The 26,799-nt window shown below is 55.8% G+C and carries 20 protein-coding genes; all 20 read right to left on the bottom strand.

The window, feature by feature from the left end:
- Nucleotides 1-7 precede the first annotated feature (7 nt).
- The 20 genes from Y71_RS11320 to Y71_RS11225 all read right to left on the bottom strand — a co-directional run bounded on the left by Y71_RS11320 (nucleotide 8) and on the right by Y71_RS11225 (nucleotide 26,798).
- Nucleotides 8-4,435, bottom strand: coding sequence for an RHS repeat-associated core domain-containing protein (locus tag Y71_RS11320; protein WP_079517792.1), 4,428 nt, complete (start codon nucleotides 4,433-4,435; stop codon nucleotides 8-10).
- 13 nt (nucleotides 4,436-4,448) lie between these two features.
- On the bottom strand, nucleotides 4,449-4,877 hold the full coding sequence (locus Y71_RS11315) for a DcrB-related protein (protein WP_007371706.1): 429 nt from the start codon (nucleotides 4,875-4,877) through the stop codon (nucleotides 4,449-4,451).
- A gap of 110 nt (nucleotides 4,878-4,987) precedes the next feature.
- Nucleotides 4,988-5,509: a hypothetical protein gene (locus tag Y71_RS11310; protein WP_007371705.1), complete on the bottom strand. Its 522-nt coding sequence runs from the start codon at nucleotides 5,507-5,509 to the stop codon at nucleotides 4,988-4,990.
- On the bottom strand, nucleotides 5,499-8,078 hold the full coding sequence (locus tag Y71_RS11305) for a type VI secretion system Vgr family protein (protein ID WP_081120742.1): 2,580 nt from the start codon (nucleotides 8,076-8,078) through the stop codon (nucleotides 5,499-5,501). The genes Y71_RS11310 and Y71_RS11305 overlap by 11 nt, the downstream gene beginning before the upstream one ends.
- 94 nt (nucleotides 8,079-8,172) lie before the next feature.
- Nucleotides 8,173-8,565 carry a DUF4150 domain-containing protein gene (locus Y71_RS11300; RefSeq protein WP_007371701.1) on the bottom strand — a complete coding sequence of 131 codons (393 nt, stop codon included), beginning with the start codon at nucleotides 8,563-8,565 and terminating at the stop codon, nucleotides 8,173-8,175.
- 9 nt (nucleotides 8,566-8,574) lie between these two features.
- Nucleotides 8,575-9,180 (bottom strand): DUF3540 domain-containing protein, encoded by a 606-nt coding sequence (locus Y71_RS11295; protein WP_007371700.1) that lies wholly within the window; start codon nucleotides 9,178-9,180, stop codon nucleotides 8,575-8,577.
- The gene (locus tag Y71_RS11290; RefSeq protein ID WP_081120741.1) at nucleotides 9,177-10,262 is read right to left on the bottom strand and encodes a pentapeptide repeat-containing protein; all 1,086 of its coding nucleotides are present in this window, start codon (nucleotides 10,260-10,262) and stop codon (nucleotides 9,177-9,179) included. The genes Y71_RS11295 and Y71_RS11290 overlap by 4 nt, the downstream gene beginning before the upstream one ends.
- The gene (locus Y71_RS11285) at nucleotides 10,259-12,799 is read right to left on the bottom strand and encodes a DUF2169 domain-containing protein (RefSeq protein WP_081120739.1); all 2,541 of its coding nucleotides are present in this window, start codon (nucleotides 12,797-12,799) and stop codon (nucleotides 10,259-10,261) included. The genes Y71_RS11290 and Y71_RS11285 overlap by 4 nt, the downstream gene beginning before the upstream one ends.
- Before the next feature lie 223 nt (nucleotides 12,800-13,022).
- Nucleotides 13,023-13,421, bottom strand: a complete 399-nt coding sequence (locus Y71_RS11280; protein ID WP_236946457.1) for a DUF3592 domain-containing protein — start codon at nucleotides 13,419-13,421, stop codon at nucleotides 13,023-13,025.
- A 77-nt stretch (nucleotides 13,422-13,498) separates the two neighbouring features.
- Entirely contained in the window at nucleotides 13,499-13,702 is a 204-nt protein-coding gene (locus Y71_RS11275) for a hypothetical protein (protein ID WP_050998894.1), read from the bottom strand.
- 451 nt (nucleotides 13,703-14,153) lie between these two features.
- Complete coding sequence (locus Y71_RS11270; RefSeq protein WP_007371695.1) at nucleotides 14,154-14,531, bottom strand: hypothetical protein; 378 nt, start codon at nucleotides 14,529-14,531, stop codon at nucleotides 14,154-14,156.
- Nucleotides 14,532-14,546: 15 nt separating this feature from the next.
- Nucleotides 14,547-16,802, bottom strand: coding sequence for a type VI secretion system Vgr family protein (locus tag Y71_RS11265; RefSeq protein WP_081120738.1), 2,256 nt, complete (start codon nucleotides 16,800-16,802; stop codon nucleotides 14,547-14,549).
- A 58-nt stretch (nucleotides 16,803-16,860) separates the two neighbouring features.
- Nucleotides 16,861-17,241: a DcrB-related protein gene (locus tag Y71_RS11260; RefSeq protein WP_035887397.1), complete on the bottom strand. Its 381-nt coding sequence runs from the start codon at nucleotides 17,239-17,241 to the stop codon at nucleotides 16,861-16,863.
- 149 nt (nucleotides 17,242-17,390) lie between these two features.
- Nucleotides 17,391-18,827 carry a serine/threonine protein kinase gene (locus tag Y71_RS11255; RefSeq protein ID WP_007371691.1) on the bottom strand — a complete coding sequence of 479 codons (1,437 nt, stop codon included), beginning with the start codon at nucleotides 18,825-18,827 and terminating at the stop codon, nucleotides 17,391-17,393.
- 26 nt (nucleotides 18,828-18,853) lie between these two features.
- Nucleotides 18,854-21,466: a type VI secretion system ATPase TssH gene (tssH, locus tag Y71_RS11250; RefSeq protein ID WP_007371690.1), complete on the bottom strand. Its 2,613-nt coding sequence runs from the start codon at nucleotides 21,464-21,466 to the stop codon at nucleotides 18,854-18,856.
- Between the two features lie 44 nt (nucleotides 21,467-21,510).
- A complete protein-coding gene (gene tssG, locus Y71_RS11245; protein WP_007371689.1) occupies nucleotides 21,511-22,554 on the bottom strand; it encodes a type VI secretion system baseplate subunit TssG in 1,044 nt (347 codons plus the stop codon).
- On the bottom strand, nucleotides 22,551-24,422 hold the full coding sequence (gene tssF, locus Y71_RS11240) for a type VI secretion system baseplate subunit TssF (protein ID WP_007371688.1): 1,872 nt from the start codon (nucleotides 24,420-24,422) through the stop codon (nucleotides 22,551-22,553). Before tssF ends, tssG begins: the two co-directional genes overlap by 4 nt.
- Before the next feature lie 2 nt (nucleotides 24,423-24,424).
- Complete coding sequence (gene tssE, locus Y71_RS11235) at nucleotides 24,425-24,994, bottom strand: type VI secretion system baseplate subunit TssE (RefSeq protein ID WP_007371687.1); 570 nt, start codon at nucleotides 24,992-24,994, stop codon at nucleotides 24,425-24,427.
- Nucleotides 24,987-25,799: a type VI secretion system accessory protein TagJ gene (locus Y71_RS11230; RefSeq protein WP_007371686.1), complete on the bottom strand. Its 813-nt coding sequence runs from the start codon at nucleotides 25,797-25,799 to the stop codon at nucleotides 24,987-24,989. Before Y71_RS11230 ends, tssE begins: the two co-directional genes overlap by 8 nt.
- 9 nt (nucleotides 25,800-25,808) lie before the next feature.
- On the bottom strand, nucleotides 25,809-26,798 hold the full coding sequence (locus Y71_RS11225) for a hypothetical protein (protein ID WP_007371685.1): 990 nt from the start codon (nucleotides 26,796-26,798) through the stop codon (nucleotides 25,809-25,811).
- Between the last annotated feature and the right edge of the window lies 1 nt (nucleotide 26,799).

The raw sequence follows: 26,799 nt of genomic DNA, 5'->3' as shown, positions 1-26,799 counted from the left end.
CCACCTCTTACTTAAGTAATTTTAAAATATACTTCATTTGCGCCCCAGGCTCAGTAGGGATATCCACGCCCCCACTTCTTAAAACATCGCATACATGTGTAACACAGCTTTGTGTTTTAAGATCATAAAGTGGCCCTTCTTTCTCAAGTTTCCCTCCTAAATATCTAATTGCTTCATCAGCTTTAGGCAATTGCACTTCTTTCAATTTTGCAGCAGGAGGTAGATGTTCAAAACCACGAGAAGTGACCATTGTGATTTCGCCTGGTGCGCCAGCCTGATGGGTATGTAAACTCATTCCATTAATTTTCACTTCAACAGAATAATGTCCAAAAGTATTGGTAGGGGATCGATTATCGTGCCAATGAATTACAGCCGTACCTGGTTGGTTTGATATTTTCGGAGAGCCGTGTCCTTGCTTAGAACTAGTATTTGAGCATTTCCTCTGACTCAACCCCCACGGATCCACCCACCCCAGCGCATTCGGTGCATACTGGTACAGGTTTATCCCGCCCGCCAGACCTATTGGGTCCTGCTGGGTAAAGCGCCCGCAGTCCGGGTCGTAGTAGCGGAAAAGATTGTAGTGCAAGCCGGTTTCCCGATCCAGGTACTGCCCCTGCATGCGCAGGTTCTGGGCATATTCCGGTGCCTGGAGCGGCGTCTCACGCAACAATTTGCCCCAGGCGCTATTTTGCGCTTCCCAGCGCAACTCCCCTTCGGCATCCGTCAGTCGCTCCGGCAAACCGTTTGGCTGATTGTGGAACCAGTAGATTTCCGGATCGCTGATGCCATCGATTCGCGCCAGCGGATCGTAACTATCCTGATCGCTGTAGACATACGTCAGCGGTATATCGTCGTGGATTTCCTGCAATAAGCGCAAGCCATCCCAGACAAAACGCGTGGTAACGGTACGTCCACTGGGTTCGCCTGCGCGCAACTGGCGGCGCGTTTTACTGATGCGTCGTCCCAGCGGATCGTAGCGGAAACTGACCTGAACCTGCGGTTTATTGCGATCCCGCGGCTGGCTAATGACCTCCGTTAAACGATGTTCGCCATCGTAACGGTAATGCCAGCGCGTCTGCCCATTGTCTTTTTCCACGGTGCGGCCGTGGATGTCGTACTGCCAGCGGATACCGTTCAGTTGCGTTACACGGTTGTGGCGCACTGACTGCTGCAACGAATTATCCGTCGGATTCCCTGCCGCATCCCAGCGCCACTGCTCCTGGCCGGGCAACGTCCCGTCCTGCGTCATCAGGCGGCCTGCATCATCATATTTCCAGCGATACCAGTCGAAGGGATTGTCGTTGCGCTCTTCACGGATCAGGTTATTACGGTAGTCATAATCCCAGCGGCGCGACCAGCGGCGAGGCGCCGGACGTTGCGCATTGCCGGTAAAGACATCCCGGCGATGTAAACGCCCGAGCCGATCGTACTCACTGCGGCTGGTGAGCAGCCCCTGAGTGCGGCTCACTTCCCGGTGCAAGGTATCACGGGTGAAATCACTGATCGGCAGATTGTCGAGCGCGATGCTCAACAGATGTCCGCTACCGTAGTAAAGCTGTTTCAGTTCTCGGCCATCGGGCAGTTGCGTGGCTGTGCGGTTACCCAGCGCGTCGTAGCGCCAGCCAAGCGTGCCGTTTTCCCCCTGCTCTCCGGTCACTCTGCCCAGCGCGTCGAAGGTAAAGCAAAGCTCCTGCTCGGCCTCCGTACTCCAGCTATTTTCATCAAGCGGCGGATGCACGCTAATGCGTTCCGGGAAACCTGCCCTTGACCAGTGCCAGCGCGTCTGCCCTTCCGGTGTGATGCGCGCCAGTAGTTGCCCGGTGGTGCTCCAGCTAAAACGGTGGGTGATCGCTTCGGGATGCCCGGCGGCAAAAGTCCGCGATAGCGTACGCCCGCACGCATCGTAGGTGTAACGGCTGACCACACCGTCCAGCCCCTGCTCCTCCAGTAACAGTGAATCAGCGCCCCAGCGGAACTGATAAGCTTCACCGTTTTCATTGTGCAGAGCAATCAGTCGCCCACGGCTGTCCCAGCTTCGGCGTAGCGTTTCGCCCATGCTGTTGCGCGTGGTGACCAGCCGCCCGCTGTTGTCGTAATGGAACTCGCTGCAGCTACCGTCTGACGCTTCATGTTGTGCAGGCAAGCCCCGTTCGTTCCAGACCAGCGTTTCCTGCCAGCCTTCCGCCCGCTCAAGCTGGAGAGGTCGCCCGGCCGCATCGTAGTGATAACGTGTTTCTTCGCCATCCGCCGCCTGTACGGCCAGCAGCCAACCGAGCGGATGATAGTGATAACGCGTTATCTGCCCGGAACAGTCCGTCTCGCGGATCACCTGCCCGGCCTCGTTATACTCCTGACGACGGCTGTTCCCGGCAGCATCCACCTCTTCGATGATCTGACCGAACTCATCGCGTCGCCACAGTGTCGTATTGCCCAGCGCATCAACGGTACGCGCCAGACCAAAGTGTTCGTCGTAATAAAAGCGCGTCGCACTACCGCCAGACTCGGTGATTACCGCAGGCAATGCGCGGTTTTCCAGCCATTGCGTGGCGCGGGAATTGCCTTCGGCGTCGATCTCCTCTACGCGATTGCCCATGTCGTCATAGACAAAGGTCACCGCGTTGCCGAGCGGATCGATGCGGCGGATAAGCTGTTCGTCGTCATTCCATTCATAGCGCCAGTTTTCGCCGCGCTCATCGACGAAGCGGACAATCAGCCCCTGCACATTCCAGTAGTGCTGGCGAGTTTGCCCGTCATAGGTGGTTACGGTGGTCAGCCCGGCCGCAAGATCGTAGCTGAAGAGGCTGCCATCGCCGGTGTTGGTGCGGTTTTCCACAACCCGCCAGTGATCAAACATCGCCCAGCGGTATTCGCTTTCCAGCCCGCTGGCCGCACGGTGCCAGACCATCAGCCCATCGTCGTTGTAACGAAATTCACGCCGCACAAGATCGGTGGCATCGGCAACGCTGGCAAGCTGTCCATGCGCATCGTAAGCCCAGCGAGCCAGCGGCCAGTGACGTTCACCATCGAAATGGCTGGCCGACGTGGCGCGCTGCGGGAACCGGGCATCATCGTACGCCAGCGTCACATCGATGGCGCACGGCGCATCATGAATACGCACCAGTCTTCCCTGCTCATCCCAGCCGGTTTCCAGCGCATTACCATACTCATCACTGAGCGACGCAAGCCGCAATAGGGAAGGGTTAGTGCGAGTTGGCTTAAACAGCCGCCAGACCGCTCCATCATCGTCCGCAATAGCAACATCACCTTCCTCGTTGCGGCGGATAATCACCCCTTCGCTGATGCAGTACAGCGCGTGATCGACCGACGGCAAAGTGAAGCGCAGTTCGCGCCCGGTTTCATCAAACCAGGTGACCTCGTCGCTTTCCAGCGTCAGATAGCTGTCAAAAATCGTGGCCCAGCCGGGGCCGAACAACCCGGCCCGGGTGGTCAGGCTATTGTAACTACGCTGCAATTGCAGGGGAAAACGCCCCGGCAAAGCGAAATCCAGCTCGTTTTCATCGTTGAGCACCTTCACGCCGGTAGCCGCATGCACCGGGTGCGATGACCCGAATACGGCGTTCACCGCCATATCCGCCAGCATCCCGCCACCGGCTGCCGCCAGCGCACAGGGCATATTTTTGAGGATCTTTCCAGGTCGGCCACGGATCAGCGACAGGGCGATCATTGCCACTGCCAGCCCCGGCAACTTGCCGCTTTTAATATCGCGGACGGTCAGCGTCTCGCCGCCAATAATCACGTTTGGCGAAACATCGTCCGAGACAGTACCTTCGCAGGTGGTTTTGTCTTTTGCCCGCACCGCAGGCTGGTTATTGATAAAAACGCTTTTCGAACCCTGAGCGAGATACTGTGGCCCTGAATGTTTATCGCAGAGTACTTTGTCCTCTTCCAGTGGCGAAGTTCCGGCATCAGCCGAGCCGACGGTTGGTTGCCACATCTCGCTGCCAATGTGTTTTGCTCCGGCGAGCAACATGCCCGCATAGTCGGCAAAACTGCCTGGTGATTGAGGTTCTGCTGGCGGGGTATCGCCTGTGGCAATGGTGCCCGCGGCCCTTGCTGCCAGCTTGTCATTGGTCAGCACATTAACCGAACCGGTAACGATCACCCCGGCCGGTGACGGTGGGAAAATCGCATCGCCAAGAGTGTTGGCAGCATTGCTGATGTCGTCGGTAATACCGGCCACATTAGCGAGGATACCGCCGATAATACCGCTCAACAGGCAACTGGAGCCAACGGCCGCGACGCCAGCCGCCGCAGCTCCCACTCCCAGTAGCGGCGCGGCGGCGGTGGCAGCGAAAGCCACCGCCGAACCGATGGCGGCATAAGCAACGCCTTCCGCCACAATGCTGGTAATATCCGCGAAAATGCTGGAATGGATAATTTTGTCGCCCTCACGGGCCGCGTGTTTATCGCTCATGCCACCGGTTCCGTTATGCGTGCAGCGTCAGACTTTGCTTGATGGCGTTCCAGCGTTCTGCGTCTTCATCGTTGAATGCGCGTAAAGCAGAGAGGGTAAAAATCATCACCACCGCCCCGCCCGGGGCCGCTACGGCAAACTGCTTTTGCCATATTTGCTGACCATTGCGCGTAAAAACGGTTTCCACTTCTACCGCCCGGGTTTTCTGTTCTGTGCCGATAAGGATGCGGGAAAACTCACTCTGCGCGATGTCGCCCATTTGCGTGCGCAGCACATCCCACTGACGATAAAACTCTTGTTCGAAGTCGCTGCCGTCCGGGATCGCGCCACGACTGACAATCAGCGAAAGCCCGCTCTCTTCGTCACGTAACATGGTCATGCTGGTATCCTGCCAGTTGGCAGGAAAAAGAGAAAAAGAACCTTCCGGGAGGGTGTATTGCATAATAAAACCCCGATGCCGAGATATAAGAATAAATAGAAATAAAAGAGGAAATAATTAAAGAGTACCTACCGCCAGAAAAATAAACTGGCGGTAAGTACGCGGTGAAAAGATTAAGCGTCGTAGTGGGTCATGGTGATTGTTCTAAGGCATTCCCTGTTCAATGCAGGAAAACCGAATCCCCAGGCAAGCTTTTTTTCATCGAGCGTCGTCAGGTAACCAAACGTTGTTCCCGGCAATTTTGCCCGCGGCACAAAACGCAACGTGATATCAGGAAAATGTTGTTTAACTTCATCAAACGTGATGCATTCTTCGCCAACGGAAAAAGAGATTAATGCGACAGTTCCATCACCATTCGATTTGAGACGAACATCAAGTTCACTGATCGTAACTCCGTCACTCAGCGTAAAAGGCGCGGACGTGAAACGATCTTTCGCGGTAGATGTAAAAGGAACCAGTGGCTGGTCTAAAAAGGTACTGACAGCATCGACTTTTTTGCCCCACACCGTCTTTAATGCTTTTGTCATCTGCCACAGAGAGTCATGGTTCATATTTTTTTGTTCCGCATGCGTAGTGAATGTAAAAAAAGAAGAGAGTAAAAGTACCGACAGACTTTTCGTTATCCTATTGGTCATAATAGCTCCCGTAATAATCGTTATAGTTTTGATTGGTTCCAGAAGCGGTTTCATATTTGCCGATGACCTTACCAATGGATTGCGCGGCACTATTCCTGGAAATTTCGCCATTAATCATTTTGTCATACGTTTGATTATAGACGGCCTCCGTTGCATCACTCCCTGCGGCGATACCAATATCATTACCGCCATTGCCGAGGATTTCTCGCTGAATCTTAATATTATTCAGCGTGGCACCACCTTCATCCATCAACTGGCTATTAATATAATTCTTACGGCTGGAAAGATCTGGCGTAACCGGATACATCGCATGGCCAGCTTCGTGTGCCAACGTTTGTACCGTTTCATTGGCATCAGCCATATGCTCAGGATCAATGACGATAAGTTTATTCTCCCCGCTGGCGTAACTGCCTCCTCCTGCAGAACCCGGTTGGATCGCCCAGTCCTTCTGTTTTAACTCTTTCAGCTGCGCCTGAAGCGTTGGGGATTTATTGATTTGGTTAAGCGTGTTTTCATCGAAAGGCATTATTTGGGATGACGTTGGATCATTCTTATAAACATAATCCCCTTTCAATGGCGGCGGGGCTTGATATTTTGCGGTCGATTTTTGGGTGTATGCCGGTGCTGCCGCCACGGGTGCGGCACGTTTAACGCCGCCTTGTGGAGAAAATTTCGCCTGTACCGCAGCATCAATATCGCCTTTATGACCAGAACCTGGCGCAGTCGTCGGCGCTTTCGTGCCAGCCGCATTGAGATGCAGCTTACCGCCAGTGGTGATATGCCCATCTTCTTCCACGAAGAAATTGAAGGATTTACCGATCAGGTTGATTTTGCCATTGGCATTAAGCTCAATAGCGCTTTCGCCCGAGACCAGCCGCAACTGCGTGCCGGAAGCGAGGATATACTGCTCAACCACCGCATCCAGCTTGCCTTTTCCGGTCAGGATCTCCATTCCTCCTTTCACCGCCTGCGTCTGATTCGCTTCAACGCGATACAGTTCATTTTTGCGCACATAATGGCTGTGATTGCTACCAATCGAGCGCGAGGCATCATTTTTTACCTGCACATCCATATTACGTTCGGCCTGGATCCACACCTGCTCCTCCCCCGCTTTATCCTCAAAGCGCAGGGCGTTGGCATTATCCACTGAGCCATCTTTCGAGCGGCTGAGGAAGCCCATTTGCGTGGCGGCGGCGGGCAACGCCCACGGCGGCATGCTGGCTTCGTTGTAGACGCGACCGGTGATGATTGGCCTGTCCGGATCGCCGTTGATGAAGTCGATCACCACTTCGTCGCCGACGCGCGGGATTTGTACCCCGCCAAAACCCTGGCCCGCCCAGGCGCTGGAGACGCGCACCCAGCAGGAGCTGGTGTCATCCCCTTTTGCCAGACGGTCCCAGTGGAATTTCACCTTCACCCGGCCATATTTGTCCGTCCAGATGCTCTCCCCCTGCGGGCCGACCACTTTCGCCGTCTGCGGGCCGTAGGTGCGCGGCCACGCCGTCACCGCCGCCGGGCGGTACACCACCGACGACGGAATGACCGTAAAGTCGGTGCGGTGCTCCGTTTCCCCGTCGCTGCCGCTGGCGTAGCGGTTCTCTTCAAAAAAGTAGGTCGCGGCGGTGGTCAGGTAGTCGCCGTTATCGCTGAAAAACGGCGCGTTATACAGCGTGAAGGTGCTGCCCGGTGCCACGCCCACTGCCGTGGCCGTGCCCTGTATCTGCTGGTGCTCCACCTGCCAGCGCTCCTGGCGGATACGCGCGTAAAACTCGCCGTGGCCGTGCTCGACAAAACGCCCCGGCCAGTCATACACGTCAATGCTCCCCGGCTGCGGCGATGAAGGGTTCTGCCGCGCCTGGAACAGCCACGCATTCGGCTTGCGGAAATCATAGTCGTCGAGGCTGTAGATACCCGGCGTGACGCTGTCTTCCAGCGCCCACTGGCTGATGCCCTCTTCATCCGTACTGCCGCCGGAGGGCGTCTGGTGATACGGAATGGTTTCGTAGCCAGGGAAAGGGTTAAATCCGGAGGCGTCGTCGGTCAGCACCAGCGTGTGGCTGTCGGCCTCATGCCTGAAGTGGTAGGCAATCCCCTCCAGCTCCATCAGCCGGCTGATGAAGTCGAAGCTGCTCTCCTGGTACTGCACGCAGTAATCCCAGACGCGGTAACTGCCGGTCAGCCGGTCTTCCAGACTGACCTGGTATTCACCGAGCAGCGTTTTCACAATCTGCGGCACCGTCTGCCCCTGGAAGATGCGCAGGTTGCGGTCGCGTTTCATCGGCCACACATCCGGCTCGACGGTAAGCTGGTACACCGCATAGCGCGTGCCCGACAGCTCCGTCGCGCTCACCGCCACGCGGGTCACTTTCCCGTTGAAGTAACGCGTGCCTGTCTGCGTCGGGACCGTCACCGTCACCGGCTGGCCCAGCAATTTGCTGCGGTCGATACGCGCATCCGTCCCCAGGACCGTCAGCGCCAGCGTAAACGGCTCCGACAGCGCCTCGCGCCCGGAGAGTTTCCAGAAAAGCAGCCCCTCCACGGGCAGCCTGACCGATATTCTGTTCACCATAAACAATGAGTCCGTAAAAAGGCTGATACCTTAAATCGCACTTGCTGTGCGTTCGTTTTTTAAGTTGGAAATAGTGCGTGTCGTGCGATGTGCGTTACGGAGCCAACATCAGCACTTTGAACTGGCTGGGAACAATGCGCATACCAATGGCATTGGTCGAGTTTTGCAGACTCACGCTGGTTAAGCGTGTCGCTGGCGTGCCTTTAAGCAGCACGGTGAATGCGCCGGTCAGATGGCGCGATGGCCCCATTACCGTGCCGGACGCAACGCCGGTTGCCACACCGGGATTATCGCCATTCGTCAGCGGCGTTACCGTCGCCATATTGTGCGCGGGCATTCCCATAAACAGAATGTTAAGGGCGTTCGGAATAGCGGTCGGCCCCAGCGCAATATCCGGATAAGGAATCGGTGTGGGCGCAGGCATCGGGGTCAGGCAAACATCCGGGAACGCAAGATCGACCCCCATCAACTGGCAATTGGCAAACATATTCCCTCCTTACCCCATATGGATCTGTTCAGAATCGACTTTGGTGATCGCTTTCGAGGTGATCACGGTATTTTGCGCATGCAGGCGCAGATAATCTTCCGCTTTCATATCGAGTTGCCCGGCGCGGACATGCTCGGTCTGGCGCGTGTGGCGAAAAAGCTGCTGGCTGAGCTGCGTGACGGTCTGCCAGACCGACTCCGCGCGTTTCCCCACAATGCGCGACAGCGATACCCAGGCCGAGATTTTTTCGCCGCTGTAGTTCATCTCGCTGATATGGCAATCGCTTTGTAGCGCATTGATATTCAAGGCTTCGCTGCTCAGACTTAACGCGCCCTGGCTTGTGATATGCAAATCGCCCGGCACGCTAAGTTCAGCACTATTCGGGTTGAGCCGCTCCAGTACAGCAAGCAACCACATCTGGTTTTCGACCGCGCTAATCAGTACGGTATCGCCCGCCTGCGGCGCAATGACGCAGCTAACTGCCCGACGGCAGTGCCAGCCGCGCCCTTCACTTTCGACCATCAGGCTGCCGTCATCGAAGCAGTGGGTCACAAGCGCTGCGAATTGCCCGGCCGGGATCGCCGCCGTAAGCAGTTGATGGTTGATATTGTTCATAGGAGATCTCCGTAGATTTTGCTGTGGCGTTCGGCGCTCCAGGCTTCCGCCGCCAGTAACTCTTCGTCGTATTCGAGGATGCCTTTGCGATCGGCAAAGCGCGCATTGTCCTGCCGGGAGCGATGGAAGCGCGTGCGGGAGAACGCGGCGCCGCGAAAATCGGCTTCACGCACATCGGCAAAAGAAAAATCAGCGTAGGTAAAATCGCACAAGGTAAATTCCGTTCGCCGTGCTGCAATCTGTTGCAGGATGCTCTGGAAAAAGCGGCTCTGTTTAAAACTTGCCTGATTGAGTGTCGCACCGACAAAAATAGCCTGATCAAACACGCTGCTTTGGGCGTTCGCACCGCTCAGGTCAGCTTCCATAAACAGCGCCTGAGTCGCGTTGACACTGCACAGTTGCGCCTGCTTTAGCGATGCGCCTTTAAAGTTACATTGCGTAAGCTGCGCGCCGGTAAAATCCACGCCATCCAGTTGGTTATCGGTAAACTGGCAGCCGATAAACTGCTGCTGCACATAGCGTTTCCCGCGCTGGTCGCAGTTAAAAAAGACCGACCGCTCAAACTGGCTCCCCTGCATATCTGTCTCACGCAGATCGATAGAAAACCAGGTCGTCATCAGATTGCGGCAATTGGCCAGAGCTGCGCCATCAAGCGGGCTTTCATAAAAAGTGGAGCGTTCCAGCGCCGAGCCGGTGAGCAGGCTGTTGATCAGGGAACAGCGCATAAATTGACTGGCGTCACTGGTCGAGCTGGAAAAATCGCTGTTAACAAGATTGCACTCATTAAACACACAGTGCGTTAAGGTCGTACCGCTGGCGTTAATACCCGGCATTGCACACTGGTTAAAGATGGTTTCATCCAGTTTTGCCCCGGCTATGTTCGCACCGCGAAATTCACATTCGGTAAAGATGCTCTCCTTCAGGTTCGCGCCTTGCAGATTCGCACCCTGTAGCGAAACCTCCTGAAAGATACCGCCAGAGAGATCGCATCCCCGCAGGTCTATACCATTGAGGCTAAGTTCGATAATGGCTTCGCCGCCCTTCACTTTCTGCTGTAATTGCGCCGCAGTTAATGTGCTCATATCACCTCTCCATCACGCTTCGGCAGCGTTTTTACCCGTTTGGTATAAGCGCCGTGAAAGTGTGTTGCTTTACTGGTAATGGATTGCGATAAATCAGCACGAAACAGATTCGCATAGCTGAGATCGGCACCTTCAAGGCGGCTCTTTTGCAGCATGGCCCCCATCAGATTGGCCTCGTTAAAGCGCGCCTGGCGAAAATCGGTGCGCATAAACAGGCTGCCAGTGAGCGTCGCACCGCTGAAGTCGGCATTTTCACACTGTGCTTCGCTGAAATCGCTGTTATCCAGCGTTGCCCGCCGAAAATGCGCCCGCGTCAGTAGCGCCTGACGGAAGTTACTCTGTTTCAGATGCGCGCCACTGAAATCCGCCCCCGCCAGCGAGCCGCCCGATGCGACGGCGCAGGTAATCAGCGAGGCATGGGCAAAGTGAGCGTGTTCAAGCTGGCTCTCCACCCAGGAGCAGCTATCAAGCTGGGCATGAGCGAATGTCGCGCTGAGAAGTTCGCATTTGATAAAGCTGGTTTTTGTCATCGCCGCGTGGCTAAAGTCAGGTTGCGGCAGCACCAGTTCCATAAAGACACAGTTATCCAGCATTGCATGCTGAAACAGGCACTGGCTGAATCCCGTCTCTCGCAGCAGCACATTGCTGATGCGGGCATGGCTGAAATCACAGGCCTCGAACAGGGCGCCGCTCATTTCCGTCTCCGTAAATTGCGCCCCGTGAAAATCCGTCTGCTTGCACTGCGCCAGCGCGAGGCAGGCATGATCCAGTTGGCATCCGCGCAGCGATGCGTTTTGCAAATCAGCACGCGCCAGCATCGCCTGAGTCAGGTTCGCGCCCTCAAGCTGGCAACCGCTGAGATTGGCGCACTCGAGCAACGCCTTATGAAAGTTTGCGCCACGGAGATCCATTCCGGAAAAATCCGCCCCGGTCAGATCGAGTCCGCTGAAATCGCCACCCTGCGCCATGGTGCGTTCCGCACGCTGGCGGATAATCATCGCAATGTCGCCCGTCAGTTTGATGGCTGGCGGTTGCTGGGCTGCGGACATCAGATACATCTGGTGCAGCGCTTCCCGGCTTTCGGCCAGCTTCTTCTCACTCAGTTGGGAGGCGTTACGCGCCAGCAACTCCTGCATTCGGTGCATTGATTCCGGCCCGCGAACGGCGTTATTGCCGCCTGCGGCATCCGCGTAGCGTGCTTCCATCTCAGCTTTACGCGCTTCGGCCTGCTGCTGCATGTTGGCAGCTTTTCGCTCCATCTCTTCAATAAACTCAGGCAGTTCATCAAGCTTTGGCAGCGCAGGCTCGTCACTCTCTTTCAGGATGTCACTGACATCACTGCCCTGCGCTTCCATCCTCGCACGGTGCTGCTCGCGCAACTGCAGCGCACGAGCATTCTGGTTTTCACGCATCGGGCTGTGATTTTCCTGCACGTCGTTATCGATCCAGGCACAGATGACCTCTTCTGGCAGCAGATCTTTCTCGCGAAAGGCAAACAGCGCACCTTTTTCTTTGTCGAGGCGCTGATTGAGCACTTTGCGGTAGTGGTTAACAGAGCGTGTTGCGCCGTTTTTCTCCAGCGCGGGCATCAGATGCAGCACGTCAGCGGCATCGTCTTCATTTATTCGCTGATTGCCCTGCCAGATGAGCACCATCTGCTCCAGATGCGGGAAAAACCATACGGTGGTAGCGCGCAGGGCAATCTCTTCAAACAGGATCTCATCACCCCGCTGACGCTGGATAAAGCAGCGCGCCTGCCAGGGCGGTAATGTGCCTTCCTGCACAGGTTTTTGCGGATGCATATTCCAGATGCGCCAGGTGGCCTGCGGCGGCAGCGAATCGCGATCTTCCCACCACTGATCGGGGCTGGCGGCGTTAAATACGCGCCAGTCGATATCGGGAGCAAAACCGGGGAAATCATGCTGCAGCCAGCGAGCATCATAGTTTTTACCCATCCGGCGAAAACGGCGCGGCCACAGCAAATCCAGCGGGCCAAAGCTTGCTGGTTCAGGCTTTTCACGGGGTGAAACCATGCGCTGATGCAACGCTTCAATGTTGGGCAGGCGGCGATACTGCGTGCCGTTGTGCGTCTCCGTCACGGCCCCAACGCCGTGCGGATTTTCGTCATACCCTGCGCCGCCAAAAGCCCGGCTCCAGTCGAGGCGCATCTGTTCAAACGGCTGTGGCTCTGTCGGCCGCGAACCCGCCCAGTAGCGATCGCCGGTAACAGCCAGTGTTTTAACCAGTTTATCGACTTCGATGCGTACCGCGCAGGTCGTTTTGTCCTGATGATGCTGCGTGTAGGCGTATCCCGTGGCGAGGAATTCCGCACGTGCTTTCGGAATGGCCATATCCACTACTCCGCCGCTGGTTTGTAACTCGCTGGCGGCCAGTTGCCACAGTTCAACTTCGGGCCGCACTTGCGGCGAGGCACTCATATCGGCGAGCGCCATAACAGAAACACCCAGGTGATTTTGTCCCTGCAAACGAAATGGCCGATTTAATACGCTCAGTCGTAGCGGTTTAATAATCTTCATAAAACATCCTTTGGAAGATTAAGTATGGTGTTGGAGTGGTAAATTTTTTTATTTAGTACGTCTGGAAGATTGTGTCTGAATGGGGGCTTGCAGTGTTGCCTGTCTCTTAATTAATGTGCGTCGGCGGCGGCTCATGCAAACTGCTGGCGGTGCTATACAGTAAAAATGCCAGAGTGAATTGAGTCACTATTAACCGGCTCTCAATCCATACTGGCATCTTCGTTTATTGACCAAGTACTAGCGGCTTGTCGTAAATAGCGATTTTCTTCGGATCCTTCGGGTCATATTTTATTGTTGTGCCATTGCCTTCTTTAAACTGCTCAATTTCTTTAAAGGTCAAGGCCTTCATTGTTGTCGCTTCAACCACCTGGTGTTCTGCCGTCTTAAATCTGAGTGTTAATTTATACACCGGTTTATTACCGTCCCAACTGCTTGTTTGCTCGGTATAAATAATATCAGCGTTAACAGCAATCCCATTTTTTAATACGGCATCCTGCGAAAAACCGTCTTTGAGATAAGGATAAAGCGTGGTGTAAAGAAATCTCCCAATGGGAAAGACACCAAAGACAAGGGTAATAACGACCATTAATATGATAAAAACAGCATCCATTTCGATACTCATTCAAACATTTTATTGTCTTCCAGAGTTCTGGTTAACCTGGATAGTAAGTAGAAATAACTCACTTACATCCACTAACATCACTTATCAAAAACGAACATATAATTCTTATCATCTTTGTATATTATTTTAATATTTTTCCCCGGTTGAAGTTGAGGTACGTAAAAAGTGTCAATTTTTTCACAGCCTTTCAAGAGATGCCCTTCTATATCCAATACGTAAACAACCGTTGTATTTCCAGATTCGTCTGTATTTATTGGCCTGATATTAACAATTTTTGCCATTACAGGACCCCCTTCTTGTAACAGTTTATCTCTCTGTTTCGCCACATAAAAAGCATATGCAATGAAAAGGGGAAAAAAACCAGGAGGGCAATAATTAACTCAAGCATATATTATCTCTCGTCTTCATGGGGGAATCGTTAACACCGCAGGTAAGTTACGAAGGTTTCGAATGATAATCTCGTGCCATAAACATCACCTCAGGATCTTTCCTCTTCTTTAAACACATATTCCACAGAAGGAAAATCAAAAACAATGCCTACCCTATTAATTCTTAAATGCGTGACATTGAAAATGCCATTTTGCGCAAGTATATCAGGCGCGACTTTGGTAATTAACACCTCGGTATATATGGAGAACTAGTGTTACCTGCCTCTTAATTGATCTGCATTATATATTGAGACAATGTCTATTTTAAGATTAATATCTATGCATAACCACCTTTTATTTAGCATTAGTCATTGAAATCTATTCCTATAATTGCCATCTTTCCCTTCTTGCCTACTTTTACTTGTATGTTGAGCCCTTTTTTTATTAGGTGCATCTGCCCAGGAGCCACAAGTGCTTTCGATGTATTTATGTTTGGATCACCCGGCAGATAAAAAGTAATGTCATAAAAATAATCATTACCATATCTGGCATTCAGTTGTTGCCAGGATTCTATCTTCGAACTCACTACTTCCCCTTGCCAGCGATCCTTTGATAAATAAGTTTTAATCCCTACCACATCAGTCTTATCTTGTTTCTCCAGATAATAAAAAAATGCAGTTGCAGCGACTAACAAAACAATTCCGCCATACATAAAGTATTTCGAATAATCTTCAAGAGCCATTAACTAACCTCAATCTTAGGTAATTATAAATAATGAATTATTAGTAATATTAACTGTTCTGTTGCTTATGTTAGTTATTTCAAAGTTTATCACGGCACCATTTGATTCCTTTTTGAATACAGTCTTAGAGAACTCCTTGAGTTTGAAAGAATTTGACAATCCATTAATAGAATTTGTGACGCCTACGGCAGCAAGTGATGCAATAGTGCCTGATACCGAAGTTCCAACAAAGCTTTCACTAAATCCTGTAACTGAAAGGGTATGGAGTTTCGGTTTGAAAACAGCCTCAGGAGCTTCCATAACTATCTGTTGTTTACTACTGATTTTGATTAAATTAGGGCTACTAATTGTAATGGTTCCCGCATTCACATTTTGTGTCCAGTTACCGCTATTTACGTCAATCGTCACACCACCATCAATGGTCTCTTTCCTTCCCCCCGCAGCAATGGTTGTCTCCTGACCGCTATCATATTTTTCTGTTAGCTTGTCGGTGACATGGTGCAACTCAGTTCCTTCAATATTGGTCGTGCGTCCACCTTTTATTGTTACGGTATCACCACCGCTGGTGATATCCAGCGTGCGGCCATTCTTGATGGTTTCTGTCTGGCCATTATTGAACGTTGTGGTTTCTGCATCGTCCACCGTGGTGGTGCGTTTTGCGCGGTAGTAGAACGTGCCGTCACCGGTGACATCATCTTTCTGCTCTTTCAGGATCGTAGTGGTGCGGTTGCCATCGACATTCACCGTCTTATCATTCTCGACTGACACTTTCATGTCTTTTTCAGAATGGAGTTCAACGGATTCGCTGCCTGGACGATCCTCAAAGAACAAGTAGCTGGCGTTATCTTTATTGCCATCTTTACTGCGGGTCATAAATCCCATGCGGGTCGAGTCATCCGGCAGCGCCCACGGCGGCATGCTGGCCTCGTTGTAGACGCGACCGGTGATGATTGGCCGGTCCGGATCGCCGTTGATGAAGTCGATCACCACTTCGTCGCCGACGCGCGGGATTTGTACCCCGCCAAAGCCCTGGCCCGCCCAGGCGCTGGAGACCCGCACCCAGCAGGAACTGGTGTCATCCCCCTTCGCCAGACGGTCCCAGTGGAACTTCACCTTCACCCGGCCATATTTGTCCGTCCAGATGCTCTCCCCCTGCGGGCCGACCACTTTCGCCGTCTGCGGGCCGTAGGTGCGCGGCCACGCCGTCACCGCCGCCGGCCGGTACACCACCGACGACGGAATGACCGTAAAGTCGGTGCGGTGCTCCGTTTCCCCGTCGCTGCCGCTGGCGTAGCGGTTCTCTTCAAAAAAGTAGGTCGCGGCGGTGGTCAGGTAGTCGCCGTTATCGCTGAAAAACGGCGCGTTATACAGCGTGAAGGTGCTGCCCGGTGCCACGCCCACTGCCGTGGCCGTGCCCTGTATCTGCTGGTGCTCCACCTGCCAGCACTCCTGGCGGATACGCGCGTAAAACTCGCCGTGGCCGTGCTCGACAAAACGCCCCGGCCAGTCATACACGTCAATGCTCCCCGGCTGCGGCGATGAAGGGTTCTGCCGCGCCTGGAACAGCCACGCATTCGGCTTGCGGAAATCATAGTCGTCGAGGCTGTAGATGCCCGGCGTGACGCTGTCTTCCAGCGCCCACTGGCTGATGCCCTCTTCATCCGTACTGCCGCCGGACGGCGTCTGGTGATACGGAATGGTTTCGTAGCCGGGGAAGGGTTTGAATCCGGAGGCGTCGTCGGTCAGCACCAGCGTGTGTCTGTCGGCCTCATGCCTGAAGTGGTAGGCAATCCCCTCCAGCTCCATCAGCCGGCTGATGAAGTCGAAGCTGCTCTCCTGGTACTGCACGCAGTAATCCCAGACGCGGTAACTGCCGGTCAGCCGGTCTTCCAGACTGACCTGGTATTCACCGAGCAGGGTTTTGACAATCTGCGGGACCGTCTGCCCCTGGAAGATGCGCAGGTTGCGGTCGCGCTTCATCGGCCACACATCCGGCTCGACGGTAAGCTGGTACACCGCATAGCGCGTGCCCGACAGCTCCGTCGCGCTCACCGCCACGCGGGTCACTTTCCCGTTGAAGTAACGCGTGCCCGTCTGCGTCGGGACCGTCACCGTCACCGGCTGGCCCAGCAATTTACTGCGGTCGATACGCGCATCCGTCCCCAGGACCGTCAGCGCCAGCGTAAACGGCTCCGACAGCGCCTCGCGCCCGGAGAGTTTCCAGAAAAGCAGCCCCTCCACGGGCAGCCTGACCGATATTCTGTTCACCATAACGTTGCATCCGTAATTAAGTTTATCTCAGCGATAATAACTGCATCACTGATATGTTTTATTTTGCGCGATGAAATTTAATGCTCTGGATAATTTCCTGGTATTGTTTTTGATGATATTCACTGAATTCACCTGGACAGGTGCCTACATAGCTGACCATCTTTTTCCCGGAAACCGCATCATCCAGTAAAATTAGCGTCTGACGCTGATAAATAACGCGGTTATCATTTTTGAATTGATAAAAAAGTTCGACGGCGGGATAACCGTCCACTTCCAGCATTTGTGAAGATTCAAGATGAAAATCTGTGAGGGTTATTTCCAGCTCACGTGCTTTTTTTGCGGCGACGGTATGAACTTTATCATCGGGTTGAGCACTGGATCGAGACACGACAAACGTAAATTCACTGTCACCGTTGTTGCTGTGTGTTAATAAATTCATGGCTCTGTCTTTTTTAATATGTCGGGCAATACAACCGTAACGATCGAAACAGGACGACATCACATTATTTGTAATGCGAGAGAGATGTGGGGGAGATAATTCTCCCCGCGTTTTGCCGGGCACAATATTACCCGGCGAAATAGTGTTGGTTAAGGTTGTGGATTAATTAACCAGGTACCCGGTTTAGCAATAGTAATGGTCTGACTGCGGCTCTGACCATTCCCCTGCAGGAGCACTTCGTAACGACCGGGTTGCAGTTTCAGTGAGGCAAAACCATTGGTCGCCGGAGAAACCGACTGCGCTTCGCCATTAAGGCTCAGTTTTTCGCCCTCTTTCATGCGCACAAAAAGTTGCGCGACAGGCGTCTGGCTGACCACCGGCTCGGCGCTTTGCGCTGCGGTCTGCGCTGGCGGCGTCTGCACAGCAGGTGCTTCCCGCGCAGGCTGCTGTACCGGCTGTGCGGGTTGTTCTTCCGGCGTCACGCTGGCGGTCTGCGCCGCGTCTTCCGGCGCTGAACTGCCGCCAAACAACATTGCCCCGGCGATTATCCCGACAATCACACCTGCCGCCACCAGGCCTGGCAATTTGTAGCGTTGCCAGCCCGGTGCCGCCGGTTTTTCGTCTGCCTCTTCAACCGGTACCAGCATGGTGCCCGGCTGTTTAACGCTCATCACATCGCCAAGCCCGGCAACCGGCATCTCAATCAGCGCAGCGAATTCATCCACAGTCTGCGGACGATCTTCCATCTTCAACGCCAGCGCGCGATCCACCGCCTGCAACAGCGAAGGGGTGTACCCCGGCAGGTTGCGCTGTACCAGCGGCATATAGGTGTCCTGAATGCTGCGCACCACGCTGACCGGCGGCGGCGAGCCGATAATCAGCGTATGCAGCACCGCACCAAGGGCATAAATATCAGTCCACGGCCCCTGCTCGCTTTCGTTGTCGTCGGTGTATTGTTCGATCGGCGCATAGCCCGGACGCAGCATGGTTTCCGTTTCGTCCGAAACAGAACCAATACTGCGACGCGCGGAGCCGAAATCGAGCAGCACCGGCAAACCGTTATCCTGGATCTGAATGTTATCCAGCGAGATATCGCGATGCAGATACCCTTCGTCATGGATGGTTTTGATGGCACCCAGCAGCATCGGCAGCATGCGGCGGATCCAGGCTTCGTTAATCAGCGTTGGGTTTTTCTCGCGCAGGCGGGAAAGCGTGGTGCCGCTGTAGAACACCGTGCCCATATAAGCGGTATCGTTCTGCACCCAAAAACGCAGCACGTGCAGCAGGTTCGGGTGGTTAAAACGTGCCAGCAGACGTGCTTCCTGGATAAAACTGTTAAGCCCGGCGGTAAAAGCTTTGCTAAAACGCTCGCTGCGCAGCACCAGCGTCATGTCGTCGTTGCGTACAGCCAGTGAAGAGGGCATAAACTCTTTAATCGCGATGGTACGTTCAAGCTGATGATCCCAGGCGCGATAGACGATGCCAAAACCACCACCGCCAATCACTTCTTTAATTTCGAACTCGTTGAAGCGATATCCTGGCGGCAGTGCATTCGGTACACTCCGGTTGTTATCGTGATCCGTCATAGTGGAAAACTCTCTTGATAATGGCTTTACGCCGCAAACTGACAGTGAAACTCACCCTGCTCGAGCGTGACACGTAAGCGCTTATATTGCTCGTCCCGCGCACTGGCGTCGAGTAATAGCTGGCTCATCATTGGCAGCAGAGTGTTCGTAAGGATGGCGTCCACCATACGGCCGCCTGATTCAACTTCGGTACAGCGTGCCACAATCTGCCCGACCACGCTGTCATCGATTTCCGAGACAATACCGTGGTTCTCCTCCAGACGGCGCTGAATACGCTTAAGCTGCAAACGCACAATCTGCGCCAGCATCTCGTCGCTGAGCGGGAAATAAGGCACCACCAGCAATCGCCCAAGCAACGCGGGCGGGAAAACCTGCAGCAGCGGCGGACGCAGTGCATCACGCAGCGCGTCCGGTTCCGGCATCAGTTCCGGATCGGCGCACATGCCGGTAATCAACTCGGTGCCAACATTCGAGGTCAGAATGATGATGGTATTGCGAAAATCGATATGGCGGCCTTCGCCATCTTCCATCCAGCCTTTATCAAACACCTGGAAGAAGATTTCATGCACGTCCGGATGCGCTTTTTCGATCTCATCCAGCAGTACCACGCTGTAAGGGCGACGGCGCACGGCTTCGGTTAACACGCCGCCTTCGCCATAACCGACGTAGCCCGGAGGTGCGCCTTTCAGCGTCGAGACGGTATGCGCTTCCTGGAACTCGCTCATATTGATGGTGATAACGTTCTGCTCGCCGCCATACAGCGATTCCGCCAGCGCCAGCGCAGTTTCGGTTTTGCCTACGCCGGAAGGACCGCAGAGCATAAACACGCCGACCGGTTTGTTCGGATCGTCGAGGCGGGCGCGCGAGGTGCGCACGCGTTTGGCGATCAACTCCAGACCGTGGCGCTGGCCGATCACGCGTTCATTCAGCGTATCCGCCAGTTTCAGCACCGCATCGATTTCATTTTTCACCATCCGTCCCAGCGGAATGCCGGTCCAGTCGGAGACCACCGCGGCTACCACGTTGGCATCAACCGAAGTGAACAGCAGCGGCGCGTCGCCCTGCAATGTTTTAAGCGCCTGTTGCTGCTGCGCCAGCGAATCACGTAAAGCGGTCAGTTCCTCTTCCGCTGCGGTATGCAACTGTGCGCGCAGCGCAATGATGGCATCAACCAGCGCCTGCTCCTGCTGCCAACGCTGCGTCAGCTCATTGCGCAGTTGTTCCTGCTGTTGACGCGCGGCGGTTAATTTCTCTACCCGCCCGCTGTCGCCAGCCGCCATTTTCGCTTCGCGGTTGGCAATCTCAATCTCCACCTCCAGCGCAGCAATGCGGTGCAGGCAATCCTCCAGTTGCGGCGGCGGCGCACTCTGGCTGACGGCGACGCGAGCGCAGGCCGTATCAAGCAGCGCCACGGCTTTATCCGGCAATTGACGCGCCGGAATGTAGCGGTGAGAGAGCTTCACGGCGGCGACAACCGCTTCATCAAGCAGCAACACGCGATGGTGCTTCTCCAGCGCGGAAACCGTGCTGCGCAGCATTAATACCGCTTTCTCTTCATCCGGCTCGGCAACCTGCACGGTCTGGAAGCGACGGGTTAATGCCGGATCTTTCTCAATGTATTTCTTATATTCCGCCCAGGTGGTCGCGCCGATGGTGCGCAACTGTCCGCGCGCCAGCGCCGGTTTCAGCAGGTTGGCGGCATCGCCAGTGCCCTGCTGGCCGCCAGCGCCAATCAGGGTGTGAATTTCGTCGATAAACAGAATGATCGGCGTCGGGCTGGATTGCACTTCGTTGATCAGCGCTTGCAGCCGCGCTTCGAACTCGCCTTTCATGCCCGCGCCCGCCTGCAACATGCCAATATCCAGCAACCACAGTTGCACGTTCGCCAGCGGTTCCGGCACATCGCCTGCGGCAATGCGCAGCGCTAACCCTTCCACTACCGCCGTTTTTCCGACCCCGGCTTCGCCGGTTAACAGTGGGTTGTTCTGGCGGCGACGCATCAAAATATCGACCATCTGGCGGATCTCTTCGTCGCGGCCCACCACCGGATCGATTTTGCCGTCGCGCGCTCTGGCCGTCAGATCCTGTCCGTATTGCGCCAGCGTGCCCTGCTGTTGCGGCGCGGCGGCGGTATCGCCAACGGCGGTTGCCGTCTGCTGCGTCTCTTTACTGTTGGCGAAAATCGCCTCGAAGTTGTCGAGCAGCGCATCGGCACTCACCCGCTCAAACTGTGACGAAATGCCTTTCAGCACGGTCGCCAGGCTCCAGGTTTTCAGGATCCCCGCCAGCAGATGGCCGCCGCGAATGCGCGTGACGCCAAATTTCAGCGAACCGTAAACCCACGCCCGCTCAACGGCGGTATCGATATGTTCCGAGAGATCGGAGACTGAACTTGCACCGCGCGGCAGTTTATCGAGCGCGGCGACGATATCCCGCGTCAGCGCCTCTTCATTCAGCGAAAAGTGGCGGATCACCTGTTGCAGGTCGCCCTCTGACTGTTGCATCAGTTGGTGCAGCCAGTGAACCAGCTCGACGTAGGGGTTGCCACGCAGTTTGCAAAACGCAGTGGCGCTTTCCAGCGAGGTAAATAACAGCGTATCGAGTTTGCCGAACAGGACGGCGCGGCTAATTTCCGACATTGTAAATTCCGTTAGTTGTCACGTCAGATGAATAAGACGAAAGGTTATCCTTCCGGGCTGAATACCAAATCTCCGCGCGGCTGCGGCTGCGGCTGAGCGCCAAGCCAGGCGCTGTAACCAAGACGACCCGTGCCGCCAAGCGTGGCGCCAGCGACATCTTCATGGCGCAGGATCACGCGCAGCGCCCACTCATATTCGATGCCAAGATACTGGCGCACCCAGTCGCGCATCTCGGTCACGGCTTTTTCGCCGGGCAAGAAACGCCGGTAACTATCGGCGGACAGCGGGCCAATTTCGATGCGAAACTTATGGCTCACATCGCGCACGGCTTTACCCAAAAAGGCCGACTGCCCAAGGCGTGGCGCATGGCGACCGCCCTGCAAACGCGCACGTTCACGTTCGCTTAGTGGCATCCACTGCGGCACGTTTTCGACAATGGACACCGGCACATTGAAATAGCAGCGCAGGATCTTCTCCAGCCCTTCTGGATCGCGTCCATTGCGCGTCAGATGCCCGGCCAGCGCAAAACGCGCATGCGGGCTGAGGCTGCCTTTTTCCAGTTGCCCCGGTAGGCCCATGCCGATTAGCGAGGCGATGTACTGTTCAAAGCGTTTGTTGTCGCCCCGGTCGAGCGATACCGTCGGCTGCGCATCGGCCCATGCGCGATAAAACAGTAGCGACAGCCGGTGGTGAAACAGATCGGCAAAGGCGCTGAGGCTATCGTCCTGGTGGTGATCGATGCGTTCGCGGGCATATTCCGTCAGATGGATCGGCAGCGGACCGTTCGGGCCGAACAGCCCGAAGCTGAGAATGGAGATATCGTACAGCGGCGAACCGTCGCGCTTACGCACGTCGGCAAGGGTCGACGGCGCAAAGCCCAGCGACGGTTTTTGCCCGATGCGCACCGATTCAAAACGCGGCAGCGGCGCGCGCCCGAGCGGGTAACGTTCCCCGCCACGGGCGTCAATACGCCGCAGCAGGCTGAACAGATCGTAGCGCCACGGCGTGGCCATCACGTTCTGCCAGAATGTCTCCGGCAGCGAACTGGCACGGACAATCTGCGGCGCGCTGGTCAGGGCTTCGCTCATATCAGCGCCCTCTTGCCCATGCGCGGCGGCCAGTAGCCGATTTCACCGCGCTGCTGGCTTTTCAGGGTGAACTCGGTAAAGCTGTTCATACCCACCAGCCGGGCGAAAACGCGCTCCAGCACGCTGCCGAACAGCCACGGGCTGAAGCCGGAAAACGCCTGCTCATCGACCGTCAGCGTAATGCCAATACCGCGAGCAAAGACGATCGGCCCCGGCTCCGGCACCCGACGATGCACCGGCTCCAGCACGCAGTGGCGCACGCCGTCGATCTGGCGCGCTACCGGCGCTTCCGCCAGTCGCGTGTACAGGCCCAGAAGCTGGCGCAACGCGGCCGCGCCTTCACCATCATCACCGTCCATCAGGCTGAGATAGTTCATCTGCAACTGGCTGATCAACCGCCAGGTACTTAGCCCCTCCGCCAGCGCCGGGCGCGGCGGCGTCGGGCCTTTACGCAGGTGCAGGGATTTCACCGGCAGCGAATCCGGCATCACGAACTGCCCCATATCCTGCTGCAACATCAACGGTAAGTCGCGGCTGGTACACAGCACTTCAGCGGTGATATAGCGTAAATCTTCGCGCCACGGCGCATGTTGCTCATCGACCAGCGAAGCAAACACTTCGGAACCGATATAACCGGTACGGGTACCGTAGCGCTGCGCATGTTCCGATAACGCACGCTGCTCGCGGCGCACGGAGAAGTAAGCGCCGTAGTTGCCTTCATCCTGGCTCCAGCTACTCCAGAACGGGCGAAACGTCTGCTCATCGCGCTGACCATCGACGCTGGCGTGGATTTTGCGCACCGCGTAGATTTCGTAATCGAGCGGGCGAATGTTATCCACCACCAGGTGGTATTCGTGCTGGTTTTCGCTCAACTTTTGCCTTTCGGCCACTTTCGGGAACAGGTTAATCACCGGCGTGCAGTGCAGCGCAAGGTGGTTTTTATCCACTACCCGCTCCAGTTGCCCATCGGCTTTATCCAGCAGAATGATGATATCGAACGAGGTGGCATCGCCGCTTTGCGCCACCATTGAACGCAGCCCCTGAAGGCTGATAAACAGGAAGCGTTGCGGGAAGGCGAAATACTCCTGCAACAGACGGTAGCCATCGAAGTTGCGCAGATCGTCCGGCAGCAACGACTGGCTGGCGGCAAAACCTTCCTGCTGCAATGCGTCATCGGCCAGCACCTGCAACGGCGCACCGGCGCTATTGGACTGGCAAACAATGCCCACCTGGTGGCCCATCAGCAGTTCCAGCAGTTTCAGCGCCTGCATATCCGGGCCGCTGAGGAACAGTTCCAGGCGATCGAAATCGAGATGGCCGAGGTTGACCGGGCCATCGCAGCTCACACGAATACGCAGCGCGCTTTGCGCCCCGCGCTGGCTCAGGCCAACTTTCGCCAGCGGCAGATCGGCAGGTACGCCGCCCAGTTCCACCTGGCTGATTTTCAGCGGTAACAGCGTGACATCATGCGCGGTGGTATAGCTACAGGTAACGCCATTCTTCTTCATCACCTGGCTGTCCATCATGGTACCGCGCGGCACCACAAAGCCATTGCTCAGATCCCCTTTCGCGCTGTCCGGCGTCAGCTCCGCAATCGCCATCGACGGCGTCGGCGCGAGATAGTTGGGCGCCACCATCTCCAGCAGACGCTGGGAGAAGCGGGGAAATTCGGCGTCCATTTTCAGTTGTACGCGGGAGGTCAGGAAGGCAAAGCCCTCCATCAGGCGTTCGACATACGGATCGGCAACGTCCATGCCGCGCATACCGAGGCGTCCGGCCACTTTCGGATAGCGCCCGGCAAACTCCTGGCCCATTTCGCGCAGCCAGGCCAGTTCGCGGTTGTAGTACTCCAGTAATTTGCTGTCCATGATTACCCCGCGTCTTTCAGCTCGAAATGCCCGTTTTCCAGATCCACATCCGTGCGGAACAGAAACTCCAGCGGATACGGCACACACCACAAACGCCCTTTGATCTCAATCGACAACACGTTGTGCAGATCCAGCGACTGGGTATCGGAAATGCAGCGAACCTGTAAGCCCTGCGGCAAAATGCGCGGTTCAAAATGCAAAATCGCGTTGGTCAGCTTGCGCTGGATATCCTGCCATTCGATGTCCGACATCCGCTTGCCCGCCAGCGGCGACACGCCAAAATTGATGACCGAGCGGCGCACTTCGTCAAAGCCGCTCAGATCCTGCTGCGCTTCGTTGTTGATGGTGTTGAACAACCACTGCAGATCACGCAGTACGTGGCGTCGCAGCGTGGCATGGGAGACCAGATTACTGTTCAGCGGCTCCTGAACTTTGTCCGGCGCGTCATCGGTAAGGCGATCGAGTAGCGACGGCTGCATTTTGTCGCGTGCGCCGACGGTCTCTTTGCCGCGTCGCGAGCGCCAGCCGCTGCGCAGCAGATCGCTCTCTTCATCGTGGGCGGAATTACTCATCTGCAACGGCCGTATCGAAACTCAGCGTGACCAGATCGAGCAGCGAGAACTCGGCGCTGTCGTTGAGCCAGACTTTTTGCCCGTGGCCCAGGAAGTGCGGCGCATCGCCCGGTAACGCCTGCCACTCGGTAACGCGGGCGAGTTTAAAGCGGTCTTCGGCTTCGCTATCCAGCGGATAACGCGCCGGGATCTGGCACACCTGTTCGCTGCCATCCTGCAAACGCACCAGCGTATGGCGCCACACCAGGTCGGTGACGCTGGCCGGCGGCTGAAACTGCATAGAGGCAATCGCGCTGAACGGCAGCCAGAAATAGCGGCCATTGACGATCGCTTCGCAGACCGGACCAAAGCGGCAATCACCGTCCATCAGCCAGTCGAAAGTGTGCGTTTCGCCATCCTGAGTTGTCAGCTGGCCGGGGTTCGCCTCGGCGTTCTCCAGTGCGGCTTCACGGTGCGCGGCAGGTTCGGTGGATTCCGGGTCCAGCGCGCTGACCATCGCTGCCAGCCACGGCCACTGCCGATCTGGCGTTACCGGACGGGCGCGACCAGCCATCACGTCGGCACGCTGGCGTTCACCGTTGATCGCCTGCTCCAGCAGCGTCACCGTCGGTTGCGCCTGCGGTTTCAGCGCCTGCCAGCTTTTCAGCTGCGCCAGCGCGCGCGGCCAGTTACCGTCAAGGCAGAGAAACTGGGCAAAAGCCGCACGCAGATCGGCATCGCCTGGCTGGGTACGGATGCGGCTTTCCAGCCGGGCAAGGCTCTCCTGCAGGGATTCGCCTGCCAGTTGTTGCAACAAGGTGTTCATCGCCGCTCCTTAGTTCAGGGTCTTGTAAGTCCCGACCGCCGGATCGCGCAGCTGCGGGTGCAACGAATCGATCAGCAGAATATTAAGGTGCGTACCCGGTTCAAACCACGGCGTCCAGGCTTTGCGCACTTCATCAAGGCGCGCCTGCAAACGGGTGGCATCGCTGGCAACATCGCGGGAGATTTCCACCGCCACCGTGCCGTTCGCCTGCCAGCCGTTGAGGCTGTTGACGTAGGGCAGGATCATCCAGCTTTGCGCCAGGCTGCCTTCGCTGACGACCATGCGTTCGTTGTTAACGGTGGTGATCAGCAGACGATCGGCGTCAACGCTGTCGCTCAGGCCGCTCACCGGGAAACCGTGAACAAAGGTCATGGTGATCTTTTTCTCGCTGCCGTTGCTGATCTGCGTCACTTCGCTGCGCCCGTTCAGCCAACCGCCCTTTTCACATTTGCCGTCCTCTTTCGCCGGAATAAACAGCGCTGGCGCGCTGGCATCGCCCTGCCAGAAGGTGCGCAGATGGCAGCCGTCCTGCAGGGTAAATTCCTGCCACGGCGTACGGTTAGCGGCCGGGGAGAGATCTTCAGCACGCTCGGTTGGCGGCGTCAGGGCGGCAGAGGTGGACGTTGAAGCGGCCGCGGTTGCGCCCGTTGAGGTGACGACCGGTGCCCACTCTTTCGCTTTATCGGCCGTCCCTTCAGCCAGAGTCGCGCCCTGCGGGTCGGTCAATTTCCAGTGCACCTGCGTCAGCGTACCGCACTGGTTTTCCAGCAGCGCGCCAAGGCGCGGTAAGAAGTTGTTCAGAACGGCAGGTTTTTTATCGCCGCTGGCAACAATACGCAGCGGCAACGTTTTGCTGCACCAGCTTTTCGGCGTGTTATCCGCAATGTTATCGATCCAGACATCCAGTTTTTGCGAAGGCGACTGCACGATGCGGTAGTTTTCTGCCTGTACGCTGCCACACACCGCCAGCAGAGCCAAACCCGGTAGCCAAAGTTTCATA

The sequence above is a fragment of the Kosakonia radicincitans DSM 16656 genome, from assembly GCF_000280495.2.
GTDB classification, from domain to species: Bacteria; Pseudomonadota; Gammaproteobacteria; order Enterobacterales; family Enterobacteriaceae; genus Kosakonia; species Kosakonia radicincitans.
Note: the sequence above shows the minus strand (reverse complement) of the source record. Positions and strands in the feature narration are given on the sequence as shown.